The sequence below is a fragment of the Peribacillus sp. V2I11 genome, from assembly GCF_030817135.1.
Taxonomy (GTDB): domain Bacteria; phylum Bacillota; class Bacilli; order Bacillales; family DSM-1321; genus Peribacillus; species Peribacillus simplex.
Genome location: NZ_JAUSYW010000001.1, coordinates 2,333,655 through 2,359,936 on the forward strand (window position 1 = coordinate 2,333,655; position 26,282 = coordinate 2,359,936).

Consider the following 26,282-nt stretch of genomic DNA (forward strand, 5'->3'; position numbering starts at 1 on the left):
AAAAAATCAGATATCAAGATTTTTTACATAAATTGCATTTTCTTCAATGAAGTTACGTCGCGGTTCGACCTTGTCGCCCATCAACATCTCGAAAGTCTCATCTGCCTCGGCAGCATCTTTCAAACTGACTTGAAGCAGTGTTCTCGTTTCAGGGTTCATGGTCGTTTCCCACAATTGCTCTGGATTCATTTCCCCCAGCCCTTTATAACGCTGCAGGTTAGGCTTAGGAGTACTTGGCAAACTCGCCATGATTTCTTCAAGCTCGCGGTCATTATAAGCATAATCCACTTTTTTCCCTTGCTGAATCTTGAAAAGTGGCGGCTGAGCAATATATATATATCCATACTCGATAATTTTTCTCATATAACGGTAGAAGAAGGTCAACATCAGCGTTCTGATATGGGCACCATCGACATCCGCATCGGTCATGATAACAATTTTATGGTATCTAGCTTTTTCAGTATTGAATTCATCACCAATGCCTGTTCCAAGTGCCGTGATGATCGTACCTATTTCTTCATTATGCAGGATTCTGTCCAATCGCGCTTTTTCAACATTCAGGATTTTACCCCTTAGCGGCAAAATAGCTTGGAAATGGCGGTCCCGCCCTTGTTTTGCCGAGCCTCCCGCCGAGTTTCCTTCAACGATGTACAATTCGCTGATACCCGGGTCCTTAGAAGAACAATCTGCCAATTTACCCGGTAGATTGGATACTTCCAAAGCACTTTTCCTCCGGGTCAATTCACGTGCTTTCTTCGCTGCCATACGGGCCCTCGCTGCCATTTGCCCTTTATCTACAATTTTTCGGGCCACGGCAGGATTTTCGTATAAGAAGGCATCAAGTCGTTCCGAAAGAATGGAATCAGTAACCGTTCTTACCTCAGAGTTCCCGAGTTTGGTTTTCGTCTGACCTTCAAATTGTGGATCAGGATGCTTAATCGAAATGATTGCCGTTAAACCTTCCCGGACATCTTCACCTGAGAAATTGGCATCAGCTTCTTTTAAAAGACCATTTTTCCGTGCATAATCATTGATGACACGGGTCAAAGCAGTCTTAAATCCTGATTCATGTGTACCGCCTTCATAAGTATGAATATTATTGGCAAAAGAAAAGACATTACTGATATAGCTGTCATTATATTGCAATGCCAATTCAACGGAAATTCCATCTTTCTCGCCTTCCATGAAAATCGGTTCTTCATGCAATACCTCTTTAGAACGGTTCAAATGCTCAACGTAAGATTTGATACCGCCCTCATAGTGGTAATCCCTGATTTTCTCTTCTTCTTCACGTTTATCTTCAATGATCAGCTTCAAGCCTTTATTCAGGAATGCAAGCTCACGGATTCGTGTGGCTAATGTATCGAAATCATATTCCAGGGTATCCGTGAAGATTTCACCATCAGGAATGAAGTGTACAGTCGTTCCGGTATGATCGGTTTCCCCGATAATTTTCAAATCTTCTTTAGGGACACCGCGGTTAAATTGCTGATAATGGATTTTACCTTCACGATGAACGTAAACTTCCAATACAGTGGATAAGGCATTAACTACCGAAGCCCCCACACCATGCAGACCACCGGAGACCTTATAACCTCCGCCGCCAAATTTTCCGCCCGCATGAAGGACCGTCATGATTACTTCTACAGCTGGGCGTCCCATTTTTTCATGGATGCCTACTGGGATTCCCCGACCATTATCGACTACGGTTATGCTATTGTCTTCTTCGATCGTCACTTTGATTTCCGTACAGAAACCAGCCAGTGCCTCATCAATACTATTATCGACAATTTCCCAAACAAGATGGTGAAGTCCTTTTGCAGAGGTAGTGCCGATATACATTCCCGGACGTTTACGAACTGCTTCTAAGCCTTCTAAAACCTGTATCTGATTCTCATCGTATGCCTGAGCTTGTACTTCTTTTTGTTCCATTGTCATACGTATCACCTACACTTTTCTTTTGGCATTTATCAATTTTCAGGAGTAATTATAACGTTTAGCTACAATTCAAAGAATATCTATATCATCGATTAAGAGCGATGGCTGCAGTGAACGCTTTTTCAAAGTGGACGACGCAAGCGGTGAATAATATACCTGTTTGTCCGTCACTACAATCGATTTAACCGAGTTTTTTGCTAAATGGGAAGTTACATCAGACTTTTTCTCCAAAAATTCACTCATGATTGGAGAGGCCTGAAGCAGCTTCTTATCTAAAATGGCTATGACATCGTCCGTTTTCACAAGAATGTCTTCACCAATATGGAGATACATACTTTCACCTCATCATTTAACCTTTTTTATACTTCCTTGACTAACATAAAAGGTGGACGCTTCTCTTAGGGTTTGATGATCGATTCCATCAACGGAGGGTGTCGTCACGAATGTTTGAACTTTCCCTTGTATCGTATTCAGTAAATGGGATTGACGGAAATCATCAAGTTCCGATAACACATCATCCAATAATAAAATGGGATACTCGCCGATTTCTTCATGGATCAGCTCAATTTCGGCAAGTTTCAAAGACAGTGCAGTCGTACGCTGTTGTCCTTGTGAACCATATGTCTGGACATCACGGTCATTCACAAAAAAAACCAGGTCGTCACGATGGGGACCTACCAGTGTTACACCCCGTTCAATTTCCCTTGTTTTTATTTTATCAAATTTTTCTGTGTATACTTCTATCATTTTCGTCAAATCCATAGATTCTGATACATCAAGCGACGGTTTATATTGGATTTTCAATACTTCTAGATTTCTGGAGATCCCCGAATGAATCGGCTCTGCCCATTGCTGGAGCTTTAAAAGAAACTCGTATCTTCTTTCGACAATTTTCGCTGCATACTGAATAAATTGATCAGTCAGCACATCAAGCATCGTCGTATCCGTTTGTTTCCGGGTCTGCAGAAGCTTTAAGTAATGATTTCTTTGTTGAAGTATTTTATGATATTGGCTCATATCATGAAGGTATACGGGAGAAACCTGGCCAATTTCCATATCTATAAAACGGCGTCTGACTAGAGGACTTCCCTTTACGAGGTTAAGATCCTCAGGCGCAAACATGACCACATTCATATTTCCGACATATTGACTCAACTTTCTTTGTTCAATATGGTTGCATTTCGCCTTTTTCCCTTTTTTTGAAATGGTCAGCTCAAGTGGTATTGAGGTATTTCTCTTTCTAACTCTTCCTTCTATTTTAGCATACTCTTCATCCCAGCGAATAAGTTCTTTATCATTTGAGGTCCGATGAGATTTTGCCATTGCTAAAACAAAAATAGATTCCATGACATTTGTTTTTCCTTGAGCATTTTCGCCGAGGATTACATTGACTTTATTCTCAAAAGTCAGATTCAATTCGGTATAGTTGCGGTAATTTTTCAAACTTATATTTTCAATATACATATTCCGCTCTTCCCTTATGTTTTAGCTTGTAATTGTGTAGGTGCCAAATCCAGGAATCTCTATTTTATCACCTGATCTTAATTTTCTGCCTCTTCTCACGTCTAATTCGCCATTAATGTAAACCTCGTATTCACTTAAGAACCATTTTGCCATTCCGCCGCTTTGGATCAAATCGGCCAATTTCAAGAATTGTCCAAGCGTAATATATTCGGTACTGATTTTTATGGAGTCCATTTCATGCCTCACTCATTTCTAAGTAGTCTTTAATATTTCATTTTACTAAATTAATCCCATTAAGACAAAGTATAGCTTTTTCAGTTCTTGTTTTTAGCGATTCAGCGATCCGTACAGCATTAAAAAACACTAAAAACCCTTTGGAAACCTATGTTTAAATATAAAAAAATTAAAGGCCTGCTATACAGCCTTTAATTTTTTTGAAATATTATTTTAGCTTAATAAGTCCTTACCGGGAGAATTAATTGCAGCATGGAATCATCATGTAGCGGACGAATGACAAACGGACGCATTGCACCTGTGAAATTAATTTTTATATCGGAACCTTCCAATGCTTTTAGAGCATCCATTACAAATTTGGCACTGAATGAGATTTTCAGGTCTTCACCTTCAATGGCTTCTGCCTGAACCTCTTCAATTACTTTACCAATTTCAGGAGTATTGGAAGAGACTTCGATTATACGGCCTTCAAGGGTTGTCAATTTGACGACATTATTTCTTCCTTCTCTCGCCAATAAAGAAGCCCTGTCGATCGCTTGAAGAAAATCTTTAGTGTGAACAATCACATCCGTTTTGCTGTCTGATGGAATCAAGCGTGATGTATCAGGATAATTCCCTTCAAGCAGTCTTGAGAAGAATAATAAATTTTCAGCTTTGAAAAGCACTTGGTTTTCGGTAATGACGATTTCAATGAGTTCGTTTGTATCATCAAGGATTTTACTCAACTCATTCAGACTTTTACCTGGGATGACAACGCTATAAGTCCCGGTAATTTTATTTTCTATTTTGGCTGTTCTCATTGCAAGCCTATGACTATCTGTTGCAATACAGGTCAATTCGTCATCTTGAACCTTTAAGTTTACACCTGTTAAGATGGGGCGTGTTTCTGACGTGGACACTGCAAAGCCAGTTTGGCGGATAAGGGTCTTTAAAAGGTCTGTTGGCAGTTTGAAAATATTTTCTTCTTCTATGATCGGAAGATGTGGATATTCCTCAGGATCCAGGCCATTTAGATTAAATTCAGCTTTACCTGACCGAATAATCGTTTGAAAGTTGTTCTCCACTTCAATTTCTACAGTATCCATCGGCAGCTTTTTGACAATCTCACTGAAAAAACGAGCATTCAGGACAATACCGCCGCTACTTTTAACTTCAACAATCTCATCTCCGTCAACCTCAGCCGGAATGAATGATTGGATGGAGATATCTGAATCACTTCCTGTTAGAGTGACACCCTCACTAGTAACGCTTATTTTTATCCCCGTTAGAATCGGAATCGTCGTCCTCGATGTGACTGCTTTCATTACTTCTTGGACACTATGAACTAATCGATCTCTTTGGATTATAAATCTCATGTTTCATCCTCCAATTTTTTATTGCCGAATAGGCATATTTATTAATAATTTTTATTAAAAAAGATAGTAGTAATAGTAGTAGGGCCTGTTGATATGTGGATAAGTCCACTCAACCTAAGGAAAAACAGTCTATCCACATGTGGACAGACTGTGTGTAAGTAGTCGTCAGTTATGCACATTATCCAGAATCTATTATACCCTCAGCTGGTCCTGGATTTCTTTAACCTGACGTTGAAGCTGAGTGTCCGTTTGCATGAGTTTAGAGATTTTTTCATGCGCATGGATAACGGTCGTATGATCGCGACCTCCAAATTCATCACCTATCTTGGGCAGGGATGAGTCCGTTAACTCCCTGGAAAGATACATGGCAATCTGTCTTGGAAAGGCTACGGATTTAGTCCGTTTTTTCGCCTTGAAATCCTCAAGTTTGACACTATAATGTTCACCGACCGTCTTCTGGATTTCTAAGATGGTGATTATTTTAGGTTTTGAGCTAGGTATGATGTCTTTTAATGCTTCAGCTGCCAAATCGGCATTTATATCTTTATTAATCAATGAAGAATAAGCGACGACACGAATAAGTGCACCCTCAAGCTCACGAATATTGGAATCGATTTGGTTGGCAATATAGAGCATGACTTCATTCGGGATATCAAGACCCTCAGCTTTTGCCTTTTTACGCAATATGGCAATCCGCGTTTCTAGATCAGGAGGTGTGATATCCGTGATCAAGCCCCACTCAAACCTTGAACGGAGGCGATCCTCGAGTGTAGGTATCTCTTTTGGCGGGCGGTCACTAGAGATGACGATCTGTTTGCTTTCTTCATGCAACGCATTGAATGTATGGAAAAACTCTTCTTGAGTTTGTTCTTTTCCCGCAAGAAATTGAATATCATCAATTAATAAAACATCAACGCTTCGATATCTATCACGGAATTCCCCTGCTTTATTGTCCCGGATCGAGTTGATGAATTCATTCGTGAACTTTTCAGACGATAAATAAACGACCTTTGCATTTGGATTATGCTCAAGAACATAATGTCCGATTGCATGCATTAAATGAGTTTTTCCAAGACCTACGCCCCCGTATATGAATAAGGGATTATAGGCTTTGGCCGGAGCTTCTGCGACAGCGAGAGACGCGGCATGGGCAAAACGATTGCCGGAGCCGATGACAAATGTATCGAAGGTATTTTTCGCATTCAGCATATGCTGTGGAAATGCAGCATGTTCTTTATCCTGTTTTTTAATCTTTTTAGGCTGAACAGGAACGGTAAAATCATCATCTTCTTGATTGGGGGGAATGATGAATTTTGCTTCCAATTCCTCACCGGTAAGTTCAAACAATACATCCGAAATAAGATGGGAATAGCGTTCTTCAAGCCAATCCCTGGCAAATTCATTGGGAGCGGTGACTGTTAATGTATCACCTTGCAGTAAATAAGCCTTGGTTGATTTAAGCCAAGTTTCAAAGCTTGGTTTACTGATTTTTTTTTCGATTTTTCCGAGCGCCTGGTTCCAGAGGCTATCGATGTTATCCAAACTTATCCCTCCTTTGCAAAATATTTTTAATAATTGTATCTAAATGTATAGGCACAAATAAACTCATCGATTGCCGTCTTTATATTAATTTTGACAGCAAAGGTTCGGTGAGCTGTATAAGGGATTTTTGTGTTGTGTAATGTGAAGTGCCTAAAAACTATATCTTGCGCTGTACAACCTTTGTACAGACTACATCTGGTGAGCCAGCGTAGATTTGAATGTTTATTCATCAACAGGTATTTTAAGAAATATATAATAAAGAAGAAAAAAGGGTTTTCGACAATATCCACCATCTGTGGACAGATTAATATACACAGGTCGAATAAACTATCCACAAGTTATTCACAGTCTGTGGATAAACGTTCCCTGTTGATAAAGTTATTCAGAGTGAAAACACAAATATAATATCAGAAATTCAGGCGTCTTGCAATGGGTTAGAAAACTTTATCCACAACTTACCGAGCTTGTGGGAAAAACTTTTCCACAAGCTATTGTTATGTGCAAAAGTCTATAAAATGGGTTGTGGATAGAAAAAAACATGTCGAATTTTATCCACAACCCATGATTATAGGCTCGAATTAATTTAATTTGAACCAAGTTGTTCAAGCCTGAAGGCTGCATGATACAGATCGAAAGATGATTCAGGTTCATTCTTATTATTTGTCGAATGTTGTGTCGATCAAGGGAGGATTCATTGCGAATCTCATATTCGGGCTCATGGATAAAATGATGGAAATTTCCCTTTCCCCAAAAATTTCTATATCAGTTCGGAGCAAAATCATTTACAATAGGCTAGGTAGTAAAAAAAGGCCTACTGGACATTGAGCATTAAAAAGAAATATTTTTATGGATGAGGTTGACAAGTAGAAACCTCCATCTATATAATTGTAAAGACTGTCTTTAACTGTTATTCCTCAGGGAGGTGTCATATAATGAAAAGAACTTATCAACCGAATAACCGCAAACATAGTAAAGTTCACGGTTTCCGTGCACGTATGAGCACGAAAAACGGACGTAGAGTAATCGCTGCACGTCGCCGTAAGGGCAGAAAAGTATTATCTGCATAGACCACTGAAAAGTCTCAGTGGTCTTTTTTCGCAAAATAAGGGATTTACTGAGACTCAATTCATGTAATGAAGGTGTAAAAATGAAAAAAAAGTTAAGGATTAAGAAAGAGGACGAATTTCAGCTTGTATTTAAAAAAGGTGAATCTTCTGCTAATCGGCAATTCGTTGTCTATGTCCTTGAAAAGCCGGGTCAGGATTATTTTCGGATCGGCCTTTCAGTCAGTAAAAAAATCGGGAACGCCGTTGTAAGGAACCAAATTAAAAGATACATACGGCAAGCGTTTTTGGAATTGAAAGAAGATATAGAAGAGGGTAAAGATTATATTGTGATTGCTCGAAAACCAGCGTCGGAGATGGACTTTTTCCAGGTGAAAAGCAGCTTGATCCATGTCCTGAAACGTTCTAAATCACTAAACTTTAAAATGAAAAAACAATAAAGTCCCCTTAATATCGAATAAGCACTCCTCGGATCATGTGGTTACTTGAGACAGATGACATAGAAAATCCCGATTGTAACTGTGGAAAAATTGGATTACCTTTCCTTGAAATCTTCTAATAAACAGTTCACAATTGTTTCAAAAAAGATTGATTGCAGTTAGGAGGAAATTACGGTTGAAAAAACGAATATTACTCATTATTGGACTAGCCTCGATAATGATGTTGTTAGCAGGGTGTACGGAAATTAAAGAACCTATTACTGCGGAAAGTGAAGGTTTTTGGAAATTCATACATTGTCTATCCATTATCAGCCCTGATCATTTGGTTTTCTGAAGCATTTGGCGAGAACTATGGTTTGGGAATCATCGGTGTTACACTAATCATTCGCTTAGCATTACTTCCATTAATGATCAAACAAGTGAAAAGCTCGAAAGCAATGCAGGCCATTCAGCCTGAAATGAAAGAACTTCAAGCAAAATACAGCTCAAAAGATGCTGCCACACAACAAAAACTACAGCAAGAAACAATGGCTCTATTTTCAAAATATAATGTGAATCCATTGGCGGGATGTTTGCCGATATTGGTACAAATGCCGATTTTGATCGGATTTTACCATGCAATCAGCCGTACGGAAGAAATTGCTTTACATAGTTTTCTTTGGTTTGATTTAGGTTCCCCGGATCCTTATTATATTTTACCGGTCGTTGCAGGTATCACGACTTTCATCCAGCAAAAGATGTCCATGGCTGGAATGAACTCCAATCCACAAATGGCGGCACAAATGACGATGATGCTTTACATCATGCCAATCATGATTGTTGTTTTTGCTATTAATTTCCCCGCTGCTCTTTCTCTTTACTGGGTAGTTGGTAACCTTTTTGGTATCGTTCAAACATATTTCATCAAAGGTCCGGATCTTAGAAAAGCAGCTGCGGAAAACGCGGGAGGGGCAAAGAAAAAGTGAAAAAAGTAACTGCTACAGGACAATCTGTCGAAGAAGCAGTAAATTTAGCTTTAGCTCAACTGAACAGCACTAAGGATCGCGTGGAGATTGAAATAGAAGATGAAGGCAAAAAAGGATTTTTTGGTTTATTTGGGGCAAGGAAGGCAATTGTCCATGTGACATTGCCTGCCGATCCCATTGAAGAGACTCTTGTATTTTTGAAGGCTGTCAGCGTGGAAATGGGAGTCAATGCACAAATTAATGTCACCCGTAAAGGTAAGAACGTAACATTCCATTTATCAGGTGATAAAATTGCATTATTGATTGGAAAAAGGGGTCAAACACTAAATTCACTTCAGTATTTAGCACAGCTGGTAGCAAATCGATATTCGAAGCAGTTTTTGAATATTACTGTAGATGCAGAAGATTATCGAAATCGCCGCAATGACACTTTAATCCAATTGGCTGAAAGAATGGCGAATAAAGCCATGAAAACAGGTAAATCTGTTTCACTGGAGCCGATGCCATCCTATGAACGTAAGGTCATCCATAATGCTCTCTTGGATTATCCAAAAATAAAAACAACTTCAAGTGGGACGGAGCCATATCGCCACTTGGTCATTACTCCACTTAAATGAACCTTCTGCTTTTAAGCAGGGGTTCTTTTTTTTAGGCCATGATATCGTTGTGTGTCGAATATTTGTTTACAAAGTATCAATTCAACAAAAAGTGACATATTTCTTTTTTATATTCTCTTGATTCGTAAAGGGAATGGAAGAAAAGGAAGCGGGTGATATTTGTTATTCACATGTGGATAAGTTAAAATGGATGTTGCAGAATATGGATGAATTGCATGTGGATAACCCTTGGAAGGAAGGAGTATCTACTTTTTTTCATGAATATACTGTGGTATTGTAGTAATTTAGGGATTCGACGATTTTATTACCAAAAAAAATAGAACCATCAATATATAAGAGGTGAAAGCATGGAATTCGATACAATCACCGCTATCTCTACTCCCTTAGGGGAAGGGGCAATCGCCATCGTTAGAATCAGCGGTGATGAGGCCATAGAAATAGCCGATAGGATCTTTAAGGGACCAGGTGGAAAAGGGTTGCTTGAAGTGAAATCACATACGATTCATTATGGCCACCTTATCCAGCCTAAAACAGGAGAAATCATAGAGGAAGTCATGGTTTCGGTCATGATGGGTCCAAAGACATTTACAAGAGAAGATGTAGTTGAAATAAATTGTCACGGTGGAATCGTTTCGGTCAATCGGGTATTGCAGCTTATTCTCTCACAAGGTGCTCGTTTAGCGGAACCTGGTGAATTTACGAAACGGGCTTTTTTGAACGGCAGGATCGATCTTTCTCAAGCTGAGGCCGTTATGGATTTAATCCGTGCTAAAACGGATAAAGCCATGAATGTTGCATTAGGTCAAATGGAAGGCCGGCTTTCGAAATTAATCCAAAATCTGCGTCAGGAAATTTTACAGACCCTCGCTCAAGTCGAGGTAAATATAGATTATCCGGAATATGATGATGTCGAAGAAATGACGCATCGTTTATTTTTGGAAAAGGGCAGTTATGTGAAGAATGAAATAGAGAAACTGCTTCACACGGCCCAACAGGGGAAAATCCTTCGGGATGGGCTTGCGACCGTTATCATAGGGCGCCCTAATGTCGGAAAATCTTCTTTGCTTAACAGCTTAGTTCATGAAAATAAAGCAATCGTCACTGATATTCCAGGTACAACACGTGACGTAATAGAAGAGTATGTCAATGTTCGCGGTGTACCGCTAAAACTTGTCGATACAGCAGGAATTCGCGAAACGGAAGATATAGTTGAACGAATTGGAGTTGAACGGTCTCGTGCAGTATTAAAAGAGGCTGATTTAATATTGCTTGTATTGAACTATTCCGATGATTTCACTACTGAAGATGAGAAACTATTTCAAGCTGTTGAGGGAATGGATGTTATCGTTATCATCAATAAAACCGACCTTCCACAAAAAATCGATATGGTAAGGGTTAAGGAAAGGGCAGCATCCCATAAAATTGTTTCCACTTCATTGTTGGAGGATCGAGGGGTCGATGAATTGGAAGAAGCCATCTCTTCTTTATTTTTCGAGGGTTCTTTAGAAACGGGAGACCTGACCTATGTTTCCAATGCCAGGCATATAGCTTTGCTGGGGCAGGCATTACAGTCTATCGAAGACGCAATCGAAGCTATTGAAATGGGTACGCCGGTTGATTTGGTTCAAATCGATTTCACGAAAGCATGGGAGCTTCTTGGAGAAATCATTGGCGAAAGTGTTCAGGATAATTTAATCAATCAATTGTTCTCTCAATTTTGTTTAGGAAAATAAGCGTAAAAGGAGGAAAAGGATATGCAATACGAAGCAGGTAGCTATGATGTCATTGTTATTGGTGCCGGTCATGCTGGCAGTGAGGCAGGCCTTGCAGCTGCAAGAGTCGGAGCTAAAACGTTGATGATCACCATTAACTTGGATATGGTCGCCTTTATGCCATGCAATCCCTCCGTTGGCGGGCCGGCAAAAGGCATAGTCGTTAGGGAAATTGACGCTTTAGGCGGTGAAATGGGAAAAAATATCGACAAGACCCATATACAAATGAGAATGCTCAATACGGCTAAAGGTCCGGCTGTTCGTGCGTTGCGGGCGCAGGCAGATAAACTTCTCTATCAACAAGAAATGAAAAAGACGATAGAAGACCAAGAAAATTTGACATTGATTCAAGGAATGGTAGAAGAATTAATAGTTGAAAACGACGTATGTACGGGTGTCATCACTAAAACAGGCGCGGTGTACCGTGCGAAAACTGTCGTAATCACGACGGGAACATATTTACGCGGTGAAATCATTTTAGGGGAACTGAAATATTCAAGCGGCCCTAATAATCAGCAGCCTTCCATCAGGCTTTCTGAACATTTAGAGCAGTTAGGATTTGATTTGGTCCGTTTTAAAACAGGAACGCCGCCACGTGTGAATAGTTCTTCCATAGATTACAGCAAAACGGAAATTCAGCCTGGCGATGAAGTGCCACGTGCATTTTCTTATGAAACGACGAAATTCATAACGGATCAATTGCCATGCTGGTTAACGTACACGAATGAGGGGACACATCAGCTCATTGACGAGAATCTACACCGTTCACCAATGTATTCCGGAATGATTAAAGGAACTGGGCCGCGTTATTGTCCATCGATAGAAGATAAAGTCGTACGTTTTAATGATAAACCACGGCATCAAATCTTCCTGGAACCTGAAGGTCGCAATACAAAGGAAGTTTATGTGCAAGGTTTATCCACCAGTCTGCCTGAAGATGTACAAGTGAAAATCCTGCAAACAATTCCAGGACTTGAAAAGGCGGAAATGATGCGTGCTGGATATGCAATTGAATATGATGCTATCGTTCCTACACAGCTATGGCCTACACTTGAAACGAAAAAAATCAAAAATCTTTATACTGCTGGCCAAATTAACGGGACATCCGGTTACGAGGAAGCAGCAGGACAAGGATTGATGGCCGGTATTAATGCAGGATTGAATGCAATGGGTAAAGAAGAACTGATTTTAAGCCGTTCGGATGCCTATATTGGTGTTCTCATTGATGACCTTGTAACGAAAGGCACGAATGAACCATACCGTTTGCTGACTTCACGTGCAGAATACCGTTTATTATTGCGTCATGATAATGCTGATTTACGCTTAACGGAAATTGGATTCAATATAGGAATGATCAAAGAAGAACGCTACAATCGTTTCCTTATGAAAAAAGAAGCGGTTGAAATGGAAAAGGAACGACTGAAATCAAACTTCATCAAACCGACCAAAGAGGTACAAGAACTCATTACTGCAAGTGGCGGCAGTGAGTTAAAGGATGGAATCCGTGCCTCCGATTTATTGAAACGGCCTGAAATGGATTATTCCCATATTCAGAAGTTGGCGCCAAGTGATGTCGAGCTGAGCGATGAAGTGACGGAACAGGTCGAAATCCAGATCAAGTATGAAGGATATATCGAAAAATCCTTGCAGCAAGTCGATCGCCTGAAAAAAATGGAGAATAAAAAGATTCCAGAGAATATCGATTATGATGCAATTTCTGGTCTTGCAACGGAAGCACGTCAAAAATTAAAGCAGGTCCACCCGCTATCAGTAGCTCAGGCTTCAAGAATTTCCGGTGTGAATCCCGCTGATGTTTCCATTTTGCTTGTTTATTTGGAACAAGGTAAGATTGCCAGAGTATCTCAGTAATGGAAATACCCGAAAAGGATTGAAGAAAACATGAATATTGAACAGTTCCAACAAGCACTGCTGGAGAAAGGGATCAAGCTTTCTCCTCAACAGCTTGATCAGTTTGACACTTATTATCGATTATTGGTGGAATGGAACGAAAAGATGAACTTAACAGCCATCACTGATAAAGAAGAAGTTTATCTTAAGCATTTTTATGATTCAATCAGTGCAGCCTTCTATTTTGACTTTAACAAATCGTATCGAATTTGCGATGTTGGGGCTGGAGCTGGATTTCCGAGTATTCCATTGAAGATTTGTTTCCCTGATATCCACGTCTCGATTGTGGATTCCTTGAATAAGCGAATTTCCTTTTTGAATCACCTTGCGGATTCCTTGCAATTAAAGGGAGTTTCCTTCTATCATGACCGGGCAGAAACCTTCGCCCAAAAACAGGAGCATCGCGAATCCTATGATATTGTCATGGCAAGGGCCGTAGCCAGGATGTCGGTTTTAAGTGAACTATGTTTGCCGCTCGTTAAACTGGATGGGACGTTCATTGCCATGAAAGCGGCTAGTGCACAAGATGAAATGGACACAGGGAAGAAGGCTGTTTTTACGTTAGGCGGAGAAATCGAAGAAATTCATCCTTTCACATTGCCAGAGGAAAATAGTGAAAGAAACATCATTACTGTAAAAAAAGTGAGGAAAACTCCTAAAAAGTACCCGAGAAAACCAGGGACACCGAATAAGCAGCCTATAGAATGACCTCTGCACGATGAGTATGTTTTCATAGTAAGCGTAGATGATTCAGATATATGGCTGGTACTGGCCCTTATTTTCTTTTACTATAAATGTATGGCCTTATTCTTTTCACTCAATACTGCATTTGCCAACAAGAAGGCATTTTCGGTACATGTTAAAACGTGTGCCCTGTGCTGGCTGATTCAGGGAAATAATCTACGGCAATCCGGCCGATATTTATAATAACTGGCCGGCCATTCCTCATTTATTGCCTTGATGGCGCCAGTCGACATGTTTTTTACAGTGAAGGGCCATATGTATAACCATGTCGGGAAATGTATGCAGGACTTGTCCTTTAAATAGAGAATATGTTATTTGGGAGTTTTAAAAGGTGGTGTAGGAAGATGAAGCATCCTTTTTCGCGGTTCTTTGGGTTTGGCGAAAAAGAAGAAGAGCAACTAGAGATGGAGACACCTAGCAATAATAATGAAGAGATAAGAAAAATTTCCATTTCTGATATTGTGCCTAATCGATTTCAACCAAGGACCGTTTTTAATGACGATAAAATTGCCGAATTGGCTCAAACGATCCATACACATGGGATCATTCAACCAATTGTAGTAAGGGCTTATGGTCAGGGGAAATATGAAATCATTGCAGGTGAGCGTCGTTTCCGGGCCATGCAAAAGCTTGGCTGGGAATTGGCACCTGCTATAATCAAAGATTTCACCGATACAGAAACGGCTTCCGTTGCGCTGATAGAGAACCTTCAGCGTGAAGAGCTGACACCGATTGAAGAAGCTTTGGCTTACGGAAAACTATTGGAGCTGCATAGTTTAACCCAAGAAGCTTTGGCACAAAGACTGGGAATAGGTCAATCTACCGTGGCGAATAAGCTTCGGCTGCTTAAGCTGCCCCAGGAGGTCCAGGATGCACTTCTTCAAAAGCAAATTACGGAACGCCATGCCCGCTCGTTGATACCGTTGAAGAGTCCTGAAAAGCAGCTAAAACTGCTTTTGGAAATCATCGAAAAAGGGTTAAACGTCAAGCAGACCGAAGAGCAGGTCGTCAAGCTCTTAACGGGTACTGTGCAAAAGCCGAAACCTAAACGAAAAGCGTTTAGTAAAGACATGAGGATTGCCGTGAATACCATACGCCAATCACTCAGTATGGTTACAGACAATGGAATAAATTTGGATGCAGAGGAAGAAGAATTCGAGGAGTATTATCAGTTCACGATTAAAATACCCAAGAAAAAAACTTGATTCCCTATCCTTAGCCCGCTTGGTAGTCTTTGATTACCAAGCTTTTTTTATTTTCTCTCCAAAACTGGTATTTCACCTTAAAAACATTCAACTTTTCCCGAAATTTTACTGTTTTTAGATAAATTTCAAATTTTAAGAGGAATTTCAGAAAACGATTTCTTCCCGTAACATTCATGATAAAATAGAAAGAAATAAATGGATTTACGGTAAAAATCAATAGATATAGTGTGATGAAGATAGTTGAAAGCAGGTGAATTCGTGGGTAAGATTCTCGCCATTGCCAATCAAAAGGGCGGTGTTGGAAAAACGACAACTTCTGTCAGTCTAAGTGCCTGTCTTGCATACATTGGACAGAAAGTCTTAATGGTCGACATTGACCCTCAGGGAAATGCCACAAGCGGTGCAGGTATTGACAAAGCAGATGTGGAACAATGTATTTATGATGTATTGGTCGATGATGTCGAGGCCAGTACCGTTATCATGGAAACAAAGGTAGAAAACCTATATGCTATACCTGCGACTATTCAACTTGCAGGTGCAGAAATTGAACTTGTTCCAACCATCTCAAGGGAAGTCCGATTAAAAAGGGCGTTAGAAGAGGTGCAAGGCCAATATGATTACATTGTGATTGACTGTCCTCCATCATTGGGTTTGCTTACGCTTAATGCCTTAACGGCCGCTGATGCTGTTTTGATTCCAGTGCAATGTGAATATTATGCATTGGAGGGTTTGAGTCAACTATTGAATACGGTCCGCCTCGTCCAAAAGCATTTGAACCATGATTTGAAAATCGAGGGTGTGTTATTGACGATGTTGGATGCAAGAACAAATTTAGGTCTCCAGGTCATAGAAGAAGTCAAAAAATACTTTCAGGATAAAGTCTATCAAACCATCATTCCCCGCAATGTCCGTTTGAGTGAAGCACCGAGCCATGGAGAACCGATAATTATATATGATCCAAAGTCACGAGGAGCGGAGGTCTATCTAGAACTGGCAAAGGAAGTGGTATCAAATGGCTAAAGGGCTTGGCAAAGGACTTAACGCACTTTTCAACAGTGGGGAGATCAGTAAAGATGAAATCGTGCACGAAATCAAATTAAGGGAATTAAGGCCAAATCCTTATCAGCCCCGAAAGAGCTTTCGGCTTGAAGCTATAGAGGAATTAAAGCAATCTATCATGGAACACGGGATTTTACAGCCGATTATTGCCCGGAAAAGTATTAAGGGATATGAAATCGTGGCTGGGGAAAGGCGTTATCGTGCTGCCAAGGAAGCTGGTTTGAAGACAGTTCCTGTCGTTGTGAGGGAATTGAGTGAACAGCAGATGATGGAACTGGCGATATTGGAAAACCTGCAACGGGAAGATTTGAATCCGATCGAGGAGGCTGCCGCTTATCAAACGCTTCTTGAAAAATTGGAATTTACCCAGGAGCAGTTGGCCAATCGGCTGGGTAAAAGCCGACCCCATATAGCAAACCATGTTAGATTACTATCTTTGCCTGAAGGGATTAGGAGATATATCTCCGACGGGGAAATTTCCATGGGGCATGGCCGGGCATTGCTAGGTTTAAAGAAAAAAGAGATGCTTAAGCCGGTAGTGGATAAAATCCTCAAAGAAGGTATGAATGTCAGACAGCTAGAGCAATATATACATCAATTGAATGATACCGTTTCACGTGAAACCAAAACTAAGAAACAAGAGAAAAAAGATATCTTCATAAAGCAACGGGAGACAAGTCTGCGTGAAAGACTAGGAACGAGCGTAACGATAAAACAAAGCAAGAAAAAAGGAAAAATAGAAATAGAATTCTTTTCAAAAGAAGATTTAGAGAGAATTTTGAACTTGATCGATCAAGAGAACCTTTCCTCTTAGATCCCCTTTATGAAAAGAACGTCACGACATATGCAGAAAATTAGGTGGATGAGATGGTATTATTAGGGGCTTTGGTGAATGGTGCCTGTATTTTAATCGGTTCGATTTTAGGAAGGTTTTTACAGCATATACCTGAAAAGATAAAAGAAACGGTCATGAGCGGTATCGGTTTAGCCGTCATGGTCTTAGGTTTGCAGATGGGCTTTAAAAGCGATAATTTCCTTGTTGTCATTTTAAGTATTGTCGGAGGGGCTGTCCTGGGTGAATGGATGAATCTTGAAGGCAGGCTTATTTCTTTAGGCAATTGGATTGAACGCAGGATGAAAGCGAAGGAAGGAACTTCGATATCTCAAGGGTTTGTAACGGCTACGCTCATATTTGGCATTGGGGCAATGGCCATCATCGGTGCCCTGGATAGCGGTATCCGGAATGATCATGACGTTTTGATAACAAAAGCGATCATCGATGGATTTACAGCACTGGTCCTCGCCAGCACACTTGGCATAGGTGTACTTTTTTCAGCATTTCCGATCATTCTTTATGAGGGATTCATAGCGATTTTTTCAAGGCAGATCAATACGATGATCCCAACTGCTTTAATGGATTCCTTCATATTGGAAATGACGGCAACTGGGGGAGTCATGATTTTGGCAATTGGTTTGAATATTATCGGTGTCACCAAAATTAGGGTGGCGAATCTGCTTCCAGGCATAATGATCACTGCCATTCTGGTTACTTTCATGTATTATGTATAAAAAAAAAGGAAGGGGATGGCTCCTTCCTTCTTTTTTATGATAAGCAAAACCGATCAAGGGGTTTTTTCTTGCTTGAATGACCATGTGAAAGGAGTGATGGAAGGTTTTATTGGATAATGATTTTGTGCTTCATAAATTCCTTCGGCGATGGTTTTGGCCATTTTTAGCACAAGATTAAGACGTGTGTTCTGCAAGACCATGAACTCCATGAATCCACTTACATTCACGATTCCTGTAATATGGGCATTTCCAACGGAAGGAAGATCTTTATTGACCCCAGCACCCGGCTTTACTGGTCCCTGGCCGATTTGAACGATGCCGACACTTTTCATTTTCCCTAAGCAAGCATCGATTCCGACTATAAAGGGATTGGCATGAATCTTTTTAATTTCATTTAATTTCTCCTGTAAATTCATCGCATGTATAGGGTCATCCAGAGTGCCATAAACATGGAATGAAGAAGAACTGTTTTCAGCTTTTTCACTAAGCAGAGTGCCGACAAGTGGTCCGAGTGAATCGCCTGTGGAACGGTCTGTGCCTATACAGACGATGACGATTGGTTGAAGCTTTCCGGTTGGTAGGAGGTTGATTAATTCCTGGGAAATTTGTTTGGATGCATCCGTATCTTCATGCAGGATGCGGCTCAATCTATTTTTATTATTATTAAATAGACTAGAATTCAGATTCATCGGCTCAACTCCTTTACTTTATTTGGTATTACAGTATACGGATAAAAAGGGAAAAATATACGGTATTTAACATTATGGATGAGGGATTTTTTTGTAGAACATGCAAACAGGTGAAGGGGATATGAATCGACGTTCTTCCTCTACCAATTGCTTTCATTTATACTTTCTAGTAAATAATTACTTGAATATTTGGGAAAAAACTTCTAATTCTTTTACCTATATACCCATAATTTTTTTGTACAGAAACCATTATTTATTGATAAAATAGAGAAAATCTCTCTAATTCATGGTTATCTCAATGCATGAAGGGTAGAGGAATACGTCTATATGGGAAAAAATCATATAGAAGATCATAGAAGTTTTGCAGTTATTTGCATTGGGCAGGAGGAAAATATGGATCGCATTTATGATAACGTTACAAAAGAGATATTGGACGAAAAGATATGGCTGCTGATGGGCGAGGGCATTATTAAAATCTTCCTTGTTCTGTTGTTATCGCGTATTATTATTACAATAGGAAAGACTATTCTGAATAAATTTTTCAAAGCACGTTTAAGAAGTCCCATTCGGGTATCGGAGCGCAGGGAAGCGACTCTCATTAAATTGCTGGAAAATATCATTACCTATGTCATCAATTTCATTGCCTTGATGATGATTCTGGAGATTTTTGGACTCGAAGTAATGCCGTTACTCGCCGGTGCTGGTGTTCTCGGTTTGGCCATTGGGTTTGGTGCTCAAAGTTTGGTCAAGGATATAATTACAGGGTTTTTCGTTATTTTTGAAGATCATTTCTCGGTTGGGGATTATATTAAAATCAATAATTTTGAAGGGGAAGTCATTGAAATCGGGCTTCGTACAACGAAAATTAAAAGCGGTGCAGGGGAATTGCACTTCATACCCAACGGCAGTATCATTCAGGTTACAAATTATTCCATTTTAAACAGTGTGGCTGTGGTTGACGTGACCATCCCTAACGATGGATCGGTCGAGCTTGCTGAGAAGGTGCTGATTGATCTTTTAAACAGTATGGAAGGTAAATACGAAGCCTTGGTCAAAGCACCTGAATTTTTGGGAATTGAAAAAATCAGTCCTGAAGAAATCGTCTTTCGGATTAAAGCGGAAACAAAGCCGATGCATCACATCGAAATCAGCAGGATATTAAGAAATGAAATAAGTGCTGCGCTTGATTCAAGTGGGATTAAATCTACGTACAATGGCAGCGAGTCATAGGAATTAGGGGGCTCATGGTTATGGAAGAAAAGGAATTTGCACTTAAGGATATTGTGGAAATGAAGAAACCACATCCCTGTGGAGTGAATAAGTGGAGAATTATACGGCTCGGTATGGATATCCGGATAAAATGTGAAGGGTGCGGTCATAGCGTGATGCTGCCCCGACGTGAATTCGCGAAGAAAATGAAAAAAGTTCTGCAAAAGCATGAGGAATGATCATGCTTTTTTTTGGAGTGAAAGTGGTCCTGTCATCTCAATGATTTACTTGTCTTTTTAGGAAGCGAAATCTATAATTGGGAAAGGTTTAGGTAATTGGAGGGTCTTTATAGAAGATCAGTTCTTTTCCATATGTACGAATCATCTTGAAGGAGTGAAATATAAATGGCTTTAACAGCTGGTATAGTCGGTTTGCCTAACGTAGGTAAATCCACTTTATTTAATGCAATTACTCAGGCAGGTGCGGAATCTGCCAACTATCCTTTCTGTACGATCGACCCAAATGTCGGGATTGTGGAAGTGCCGGATCACCGTCTGCAAAAATTGACTGAATTGGTAAAACCGAAAAAGACGGTTCCGACAGCATTTGAGTTCACGGATATCGCCGGGATTGTAAAAGGAGCAAGTAAAGGAGAAGGATTGGGTAATAAATTCCTTTCCCATATCCGTCAAGTGGATGCAATTTGTCAAGTCGTCCGTTGTTTTGCAGACGATAACATCACCCATGTTTCCGGAAAAGTAAATCCAATCGATGATATCGAAGTCATCAACCTAGAATTGATCCTTGCCGATTTGGAATCTGTTGTAAAACGCATCGACCGTGTCGGAAAAATGGCCAAGCAAAAAGATAAAGCCGCTTTGGCAGAACATGAAATCCTTGTGGCTTTAAAAGAAGCATTGGAAGATGAAAAGCCTGCACGTTCCGTCGAGTTTACTGAAGAGCAGCAAAAAATCGTGAAGGGCATGCATTTACTTACAGCGAAGCCGACGCTTTACGTGGCGAACGTGAGCGAAGATGAAGTGGCGAATGCTGATGATAATGAATATGTACAGCAAGTTCGTGAATATGCTGCTAAGGAAAATGCCGAAGTAATCGTGATTTGTGCCAAAATCGAAGAAGAAATTGCAGAGCTTGAAGGTGAAGAAAAGGAAATGTTCCTATCTGAACTTGGCATCGAGGAGTCAGGTCTTGATCAGTTGATCCGTGCTTCTTATAATCTGCTTGGATTGGCAACATACTTTACAGCTGGTGTACAGGAAGTGCGTGCTTGGACATTCCGCAAAGGAATGAAAGCCCCTCAATGTGCCGGCGTCATTCACACGGATTTCGAACGTGGTTTCATCCGTGCCGAAACGGTTTCTTATACCGATTTACTTGAAGCGGGCAGTCATGGTGCTGCAAAAGAAGCGGGTAAAGTCCGTTTGGAAGGAAAAGAATACATCGTTAACGATGGCGATGTTATCCATTTCCGTTTTAACGTTTAAGATTCAAAGACCCTACCATTCCATGTAGGGTCTTTTTTTGAGACTTAAATCATTAGATTACAATTATTTGTAATAAGTCAATCAGTTCGTTGCAAAGCCTCTTTAACTATGCTATAATTTCATCTTGTGAGTAATTATAAATAATTGCTCCTTGCCCAATTGGGCCGCTTAGACCAAAAGGAGGTGACAGTGATGAGAAAATACGAAATTATGTATATCATCCGTCCAAACATTGAGGAAGAAGCTAAAAAAGCTTTAGTTGAACGTTTCAACACAATCCTTTCTGATAATGGTGCGGAAGTAGAAGCAAAAGAATGGGGTAAACGCCGTCTTGCATACGAAATCAATGATTTCCGTGATGGTTACTACATGCTTCTTAAAGTTAACGCTGAAAGTGCTGCGATTCAAGAATTCGATCGTCTTGCTAAAATCAGTGAAGACATTATTCGCCACATGGCTACTAGAGAAGAAGTATAATTCGATATTTAATATAAATTCTAATCTTGTTTCATATGAAACAAGCTTGAAACCTAGGGGTTGATTCTGATGATGAATCGCGTAGTTTTGGTAGGACGCTTAACTAAAGATCCTGAATTACGATATACACCTAATGGAGTTCCCGTAGCTACCTTTACTTTAGCTGTGAACCGTAGTTTTACGAATCAGCAGGGTGAACGTGAAGCGGATTTCATTAACTGTGTAGTTTGGCGTAAACCGGCAGAAAATGTAGCTAACTTCTTGAAAAAGGGCAGTTTAGCTGGCGTGGATGGACGTGTCCAAACACGTAATTATGAAGGACAAGACGGCAAACGCGTATATGTGACGGAGATTCTGGCTGAGAGTGTTCAATTCCTTGAACCACGAAGCAGTTCAGCGGGTGAAAGAAATGAAGGCGGTTCTTACGGTGGGGGTCAAAGAAGTTATGGCAATAATAACGGAAATGACAACAATTCGTATGGACAAAATCCTAATCAGAATCAACGGAGCAATAACAACTACACTCGTGTAGATGATGATCCATTTGCAAATGACGGTAAAACAATCGACATTTCAGATGACGATCTTCCATTTTAAACAGCCGTTTAAAATGAAAATTTAAAATGCAGGGAGGGAAATTTATTATGGCAATGGGTGGACGTAAAGGACGCGGTAAGCGTAAAAAGGTTTGTTATTTCACATCTAACGGAATCACTAAAATTGATTACAAAGATGTAGATCTTCTTAAAAAATTCGTCTCAGAACGCGGTAAAATTTTACCACGTCGTGTAACTGGCACAAGTGCTAAATATCAACGTAAATTAACGATTGCTATCAAACGCTCACGTACTATGGCATTACTACCATACGTATCTGGTGAATAATAAATTGGCACATTGAGGAGTTATCCTTAATGTGCCTTTTTTATAACTTGTCCCTTATGCATGAAAACCGCGGAATTGCGGTTTTTTTAATTTCAAAAGGAAGTTTTCCGGGCGTTTGCCTTAGAAAAAATAATCATATCCTAAAAAAGACTGTGAAGTTTGAAATATCCTGGCCGTAACGGATACAATATAAAGATGGAGAAAAGACATTATAAATAACAGGGGGTGAAAAAGGATGAATAGCGGGAGACGAATTGCCGAGGGAGGAGCCCTTCTGGCACTATATTGCATTTTATTGTTCATCACCATCCAAGTCCCACTATTGGGTATCTTCACTACTTTCTTTTTACCCATTCCATTCATACTGGTCACAATCAAGCAAAAGTTATCGTGGAGCCTTGGTTACTTATTTGTAGCTTCGTTATTGTCAATCCTCATCGGGACGATATTATCTGTTCCGCTGACCTTGCTCATGGGGGCAACGGGAATTGCGATCGGCTATTTTTTGAAAAAGGACAAACCGATGGCACATATGTTCATAAGCGCAGTCCTTGTCTTCCTGGGAGGCATTTTATTAATATATGCAGCTTCAGTATTGATAACGGATGTTAATTACATAGAAGAATCGATGAACATGGCTGAGGGGTCGCTCGAAAATACAATCGGCATCATGGATTCGTTTGGACAGGCACCGACGGAACAAGTCAAAAAGCGGATGTATGAATCAATCGATATGATGAACACGCTGATGCCAAGTTTATTCGTCTTGATGTCCGTCATCATGGTTTTATTGATTTTCTTTGCGGCACATCCCATTGTGAAGAGATTCAGTGATAAGGCGTTAAAATGGCCCCATTTTCGAGATCTGCAACTCCCGAAAAGCCTTTTATGGTATTATTTAATTACGATGCTTCTTGCTCTTTTTGTGAATACGGACAAGAACAGTTTTGTATATATGGCCATAACGAACCTTTTTTTCATCCTGCAGTTCTTCATTTTATTACAAGGATATTCGCTGATATTCTATATCGCTCATGTTAAGTCATGGGCTAAGGCCATGCCTGTTTTAATCGTGGTTTTTTCTTTGCTGCTGCCGATTCCGATTATTACGACGGCCGTCCGATTTTTAGGTATAATAGATTTAGGCTTTCCTTTTAGGGAGACGATCAAGAAAAAGGAATAGAAGACTTTTTTGTAAAACAGATGCTTTTAGGAGCTGAAACTATGCCATCTTATTTGAAAGAATACTCGATTAAGTCCCCCTTGTATGGGGTGCTGGCCGCGGTCGTTTTGCTTTTGGGCGTATTGGCTTATTATAATTGGGTTATTGCACTTGTTGGACTATTGATTCTTGCTGGTTTATTTTATTTAACATTAAGAATGGTAGAAAAAAAGCAACGAAAGACAGAAGAGTATATAACGACTTTATCCTACCGTTTAAAGAAGGTAGGCGAGGAAGCCTTGTTGGAAATGCCGATTGGGATCATGCTCTTCAATGAGGATTATTACATTGAATGGACCAACCCATTCCTGGCATCTTGTTTTAGTGAAGACTCCTTGGCAGGAAGATCGCTATACGATGTTGCGGACTCGATAGTACCGTTGATCAAGCAAGAGATCGAGACAGAGACGCTTACGCTCCATGATCGGAAATTCAAGGTGGTCCATAAGCGTGAGGAAAGGCTTCTTTACTTTTTTGATGTGACGGAGCAAGTGGAAATTGAGAAATTATATGAAGATGAGCGAACGGCAATTGCGATCATTCTTCTTGATAACTATGATGATTTGACACAGGGTATGGATGATCAGCGTAAAAGCAGCATTAATAGCTTGGTTACCTCCCTTCTTGATAAATGGGCAAGGGATAATGGCGTTTTCTTTAAACGGGTTTCCTCGGAACGATTCATTGCTGTCTTTAATGAGCATATCCTTCAGCAGCTTGAAAAGGGGAAATTCTCGATTTTGGATGAAATCAGGGAAACGACGGCCAAGCAAAATGTACCATTGACCCTGAGCATCGGTGTCGGCTCGGCCGTGTCATCCTTGCCGGAACTAGGTACGCTTGCGCAGTCCAGCTTGGATCTCGCTTTAGGACGTGGCGGTGACCAAGTAGCCATAAAGCAAGCGAATGGAAAAGTGAAATTCTATGGCGGCAAAACGAATCCGATGGAAAAACGCACGAGGGTCCGTGCCCGTGTGATTTCCCATGCATTGAAGGATATAGTCCTTGATAGCGATAAAGTCATTGTCATGGGCCATAAAAACCCGGATATGGACGCAATCGGTTCAGCGATCGGCATCTTGAAAGTTGCCCAAATGAATGAACGTGAAGGCTATATTGTCATTAACACCCAACAGCTCGATAGCAGTGTCCTTCGTTTAATGGATGAGATCAAAAATAAAGAAGAGCTGTATGCCCGATTCATAACACCTGATGATGCATTTGAAATGATTACGGATGAGACCTTGCTGGTTGTGGTCGATACACATAAACCTTCGATGGTAATTGAAGAGCGGTTATTGAATAGGATCGATAAGGTTGTAGTCATCGACCATCATCGCCGGGGCGAGGAGTTCATCAAGAACTCATTGCTCGTCTATATGGAGCCATATGCATCTTCAACAGCAGAACTTGTAACCGAACTGCTTGAATATCAGCCGAAACGCTCAAAGATTGATATGCTGGAGTCGACGGCGCTTCTTGCAGGTATCATCGTCGATACGAAAAGCTTCACCTTAAGAACAGGTTCACGTACTTTCGATGCAGCCTCTTATCTAAGGGCGCATGGAGCTGATACGGTACTTGTCCAGAAATTCTTAAAAGAAGACGTGGACACCTATATCAAACGTTCGAAGCTCATTGAAGAAGTCATCTTTTATAAAAAGGGAATTGCCATTGCCGCGGCAAAGACCGATCAGGTTCATAATCAGGTGCTCATTGCTCAGGCTGCGGACACCCTATTGACCATGGATGGCGTTGTCGCTTCCTTTGTAATGGCTAAGCGATCTGATGATACAGTTGGCATAAGTGCGCGTTCTCTTGGTGATATCAATGTACAGGTGATCATGGAAATGTTGAATGGAGGCGGCCATCTAACAAATGCAGCCACTCAGCAGGTATGCTCCATTGATGAAGCCGAAAGTCGATTAAAAACAGCTATTGATGAATATTTAGAAGGGGGACAAAAAGAATGAAAGTAATATTTCTTAAAGACGTTAAAGGTAAAGGGAAAAAAGGGGAAGTTAAAAATGTTGCAGATGGTTATGCACATAATTTCCTGCTTAAACAAGGATTGGCCGTTGAAGCAAATAATACAAATGTAAAAACATTGGAAGCTCAGAAAAATAAAGAAGAATCACTTGCAGCAGAAGAACTGCAGCATGCTGAGGAATTGAAAGTGCAGCTGGAGAAATTAACGGTTGAAATATCTGCCAAAGCCGGTGAGGGCGGGCGTTTATTCGGTTCCATCACGACTAAACAAATTGCATCAGAGCTTCAGAAAAAACACGGTATCAAGGTTGATAAACGTAAAATGGAGCTTGCTGACGGCATCCGTTCTTTAGGGCATACAAAGCTTCCAGTCAAGCTTCATCCTGAAGTCACGGCGACACTGACTGTGCATGTGAAAGAAATTAACTAAT

Annotated in this window: 26 protein-coding genes and 1 pseudogene; 20 read left to right on the forward strand and 7 right to left on the reverse strand. The window is 40.4% G+C overall.

Features of this window, described 5'->3' with window-relative positions:
- Nucleotides 1-6: 6 nt before the first annotated feature.
- From gyrB to dnaA, 6 genes are all read right to left on the reverse strand, one after another.
- Nucleotides 7-1,932, reverse strand: a complete 1,926-nt coding sequence (gyrB, locus tag QFZ73_RS11280) for a DNA topoisomerase (ATP-hydrolyzing) subunit B (protein ID WP_251427397.1) — start codon at nucleotides 1,930-1,932, stop codon at nucleotides 7-9.
- 75 nt (nucleotides 1,933-2,007) lie between these two features.
- On the reverse strand, nucleotides 2,008-2,271 hold the full coding sequence (remB, locus tag QFZ73_RS11285) for an extracellular matrix regulator RemB (RefSeq protein ID WP_034316197.1): 264 nt from the start codon (nucleotides 2,269-2,271) through the stop codon (nucleotides 2,008-2,010).
- 12 nt (nucleotides 2,272-2,283) lie between these two features.
- Nucleotides 2,284-3,402, reverse strand: coding sequence for a DNA replication/repair protein RecF (recF, locus tag QFZ73_RS11290; protein WP_048687943.1), 1,119 nt, complete (start codon nucleotides 3,400-3,402; stop codon nucleotides 2,284-2,286).
- A gap of 21 nt (nucleotides 3,403-3,423) precedes the next feature.
- A complete protein-coding gene (yaaA, locus tag QFZ73_RS11295; RefSeq protein WP_063234316.1) occupies nucleotides 3,424-3,636 on the reverse strand; it encodes a S4 domain-containing protein YaaA in 213 nt (70 codons plus the stop codon).
- Between the two features lie 218 nt (nucleotides 3,637-3,854).
- Complete coding sequence (gene dnaN / locus QFZ73_RS11300) at nucleotides 3,855-4,991, reverse strand: DNA polymerase III subunit beta (protein ID WP_251427348.1); 1,137 nt, start codon at nucleotides 4,989-4,991, stop codon at nucleotides 3,855-3,857.
- Between the two features lie 192 nt (nucleotides 4,992-5,183).
- Nucleotides 5,184-6,533: a chromosomal replication initiator protein DnaA gene (dnaA, locus tag QFZ73_RS11305; protein ID WP_057914144.1), complete on the reverse strand. Its 1,350-nt coding sequence runs from the start codon at nucleotides 6,531-6,533 to the stop codon at nucleotides 5,184-5,186.
- Nucleotides 6,534-7,465: 932 nt separating this feature from the next.
- Between dnaA and rpmH the strand changes: the two genes are divergently transcribed.
- The 11 genes and pseudogenes from rpmH (at nucleotide 7,466) to QFZ73_RS11360 (ending at nucleotide 17,876) form a co-directional block, all read left to right on the forward strand.
- Nucleotides 7,466-7,600: a 50S ribosomal protein L34 gene (gene rpmH / locus QFZ73_RS11310; RefSeq protein WP_034316183.1), complete on the forward strand. Its 135-nt coding sequence runs from the start codon at nucleotides 7,466-7,468 to the stop codon at nucleotides 7,598-7,600.
- 80 nt (nucleotides 7,601-7,680) lie between these two features.
- Entirely contained in the window at nucleotides 7,681-8,037 is a 357-nt protein-coding gene (gene rnpA / locus QFZ73_RS11315; protein WP_307266014.1) for a ribonuclease P protein component, read from the forward strand.
- Nucleotides 8,038-8,254: 217 nt separating this feature from the next.
- Nucleotides 8,255-9,002, forward strand: a pseudogene (gene spoIIIJ / locus QFZ73_RS11320) (YidC family membrane integrase SpoIIIJ).
- Nucleotides 8,999-9,619 carry an RNA-binding cell elongation regulator Jag/EloR gene (gene jag / locus QFZ73_RS11325; protein WP_307266015.1) on the forward strand — a complete coding sequence of 207 codons (621 nt, stop codon included), beginning with the start codon at nucleotides 8,999-9,001 and terminating at the stop codon, nucleotides 9,617-9,619. The pseudogene spoIIIJ and the gene jag overlap by 4 nt, the downstream one beginning before the upstream one ends.
- A 347-nt stretch (nucleotides 9,620-9,966) precedes the next feature.
- Nucleotides 9,967-11,352: a tRNA uridine-5-carboxymethylaminomethyl(34) synthesis GTPase MnmE gene (mnmE, locus tag QFZ73_RS11330; RefSeq protein ID WP_251427335.1), complete on the forward strand. Its 1,386-nt coding sequence runs from the start codon at nucleotides 9,967-9,969 to the stop codon at nucleotides 11,350-11,352.
- A gap of 21 nt (nucleotides 11,353-11,373) precedes the next feature.
- A complete protein-coding gene (gene mnmG / locus QFZ73_RS11335; RefSeq protein WP_251427332.1) occupies nucleotides 11,374-13,260 on the forward strand; it encodes a tRNA uridine-5-carboxymethylaminomethyl(34) synthesis enzyme MnmG in 1,887 nt (628 codons plus the stop codon).
- Nucleotides 13,261-13,290: 30 nt separating this feature from the next.
- Entirely contained in the window at nucleotides 13,291-14,007 is a 717-nt protein-coding gene (rsmG, locus tag QFZ73_RS11340) for a 16S rRNA (guanine(527)-N(7))-methyltransferase RsmG (protein WP_251427329.1), read from the forward strand.
- 380 nt (nucleotides 14,008-14,387) lie between these two features.
- Nucleotides 14,388-15,248 (forward strand): nucleoid occlusion protein, encoded by an 861-nt coding sequence (gene noc / locus QFZ73_RS11345; RefSeq protein WP_034316169.1) that lies wholly within the window; start codon nucleotides 14,388-14,390, stop codon nucleotides 15,246-15,248.
- Between the two features lie 258 nt (nucleotides 15,249-15,506).
- Complete coding sequence (locus tag QFZ73_RS11350; RefSeq protein ID WP_076368556.1) at nucleotides 15,507-16,268, forward strand: ParA family protein; 762 nt, start codon at nucleotides 15,507-15,509, stop codon at nucleotides 16,266-16,268.
- A complete protein-coding gene (locus QFZ73_RS11355) occupies nucleotides 16,261-17,121 on the forward strand; it encodes a ParB/RepB/Spo0J family partition protein (protein WP_251427326.1) in 861 nt (286 codons plus the stop codon). The genes QFZ73_RS11350 and QFZ73_RS11355 overlap by 8 nt, the downstream gene beginning before the upstream one ends.
- A gap of 53 nt (nucleotides 17,122-17,174) precedes the next feature.
- The gene (locus tag QFZ73_RS11360) at nucleotides 17,175-17,876 is read left to right on the forward strand and encodes a DUF554 domain-containing protein (RefSeq protein WP_251427323.1); all 702 of its coding nucleotides are present in this window, start codon (nucleotides 17,175-17,177) and stop codon (nucleotides 17,874-17,876) included.
- A 53-nt stretch (nucleotides 17,877-17,929) separates the two neighbouring features.
- On the opposite strand, the gene yyaC is transcribed toward QFZ73_RS11360, so the two are convergent.
- Nucleotides 17,930-18,565, reverse strand: a complete 636-nt coding sequence (gene yyaC / locus QFZ73_RS11365; RefSeq protein WP_251427321.1) for a spore protease YyaC — start codon at nucleotides 18,563-18,565, stop codon at nucleotides 17,930-17,932.
- A 393-nt stretch (nucleotides 18,566-18,958) separates the two neighbouring features.
- Here yyaC and QFZ73_RS11370 point away from each other — a divergent pair, with 393 nt between their 5' ends.
- The 9 genes from QFZ73_RS11370 (at nucleotide 18,959) to rplI (ending at nucleotide 26,281) form a co-directional block, all read left to right on the forward strand.
- Complete coding sequence (locus QFZ73_RS11370) at nucleotides 18,959-19,795, forward strand: mechanosensitive ion channel family protein (RefSeq protein ID WP_251427318.1); 837 nt, start codon at nucleotides 18,959-18,961, stop codon at nucleotides 19,793-19,795.
- Between the two features lie 20 nt (nucleotides 19,796-19,815).
- Nucleotides 19,816-20,013: a DUF951 domain-containing protein gene (locus tag QFZ73_RS11375; RefSeq protein ID WP_034316158.1), complete on the forward strand. Its 198-nt coding sequence runs from the start codon at nucleotides 19,816-19,818 to the stop codon at nucleotides 20,011-20,013.
- Between the two features lie 165 nt (nucleotides 20,014-20,178).
- Entirely contained in the window at nucleotides 20,179-21,279 is a 1,101-nt protein-coding gene (ychF, locus tag QFZ73_RS11380) for a redox-regulated ATPase YchF (RefSeq protein WP_251427312.1), read from the forward strand.
- A gap of 192 nt (nucleotides 21,280-21,471) precedes the next feature.
- Complete coding sequence (gene rpsF / locus QFZ73_RS11385) at nucleotides 21,472-21,756, forward strand: 30S ribosomal protein S6 (RefSeq protein WP_034316153.1); 285 nt, start codon at nucleotides 21,472-21,474, stop codon at nucleotides 21,754-21,756.
- Nucleotides 21,757-21,825: 69 nt separating this feature from the next.
- Nucleotides 21,826-22,353 (forward strand): single-stranded DNA-binding protein, encoded by a 528-nt coding sequence (gene ssb / locus QFZ73_RS11390; protein WP_034316149.1) that lies wholly within the window; start codon nucleotides 21,826-21,828, stop codon nucleotides 22,351-22,353.
- 47 nt (nucleotides 22,354-22,400) lie between these two features.
- Complete coding sequence (rpsR, locus tag QFZ73_RS11395) at nucleotides 22,401-22,640, forward strand: 30S ribosomal protein S18 (RefSeq protein ID WP_034316147.1); 240 nt, start codon at nucleotides 22,401-22,403, stop codon at nucleotides 22,638-22,640.
- Between the two features lie 235 nt (nucleotides 22,641-22,875).
- The gene (locus QFZ73_RS11400) at nucleotides 22,876-23,823 is read left to right on the forward strand and encodes a YybS family protein (protein ID WP_307266031.1); all 948 of its coding nucleotides are present in this window, start codon (nucleotides 22,876-22,878) and stop codon (nucleotides 23,821-23,823) included.
- Between the two features lie 41 nt (nucleotides 23,824-23,864).
- Nucleotides 23,865-25,835 carry a DHH family phosphoesterase gene (locus QFZ73_RS11405; RefSeq protein WP_251427306.1) on the forward strand — a complete coding sequence of 657 codons (1,971 nt, stop codon included), beginning with the start codon at nucleotides 23,865-23,867 and terminating at the stop codon, nucleotides 25,833-25,835.
- Nucleotides 25,832-26,281, forward strand: coding sequence for a 50S ribosomal protein L9 (gene rplI / locus QFZ73_RS11410; RefSeq protein ID WP_251427303.1), 450 nt, complete (start codon nucleotides 25,832-25,834; stop codon nucleotides 26,279-26,281). Before QFZ73_RS11405 ends, rplI begins: the two co-directional genes overlap by 4 nt.
- The last annotated feature ends 1 nt before the right edge of the window (nucleotide 26,282 follow it).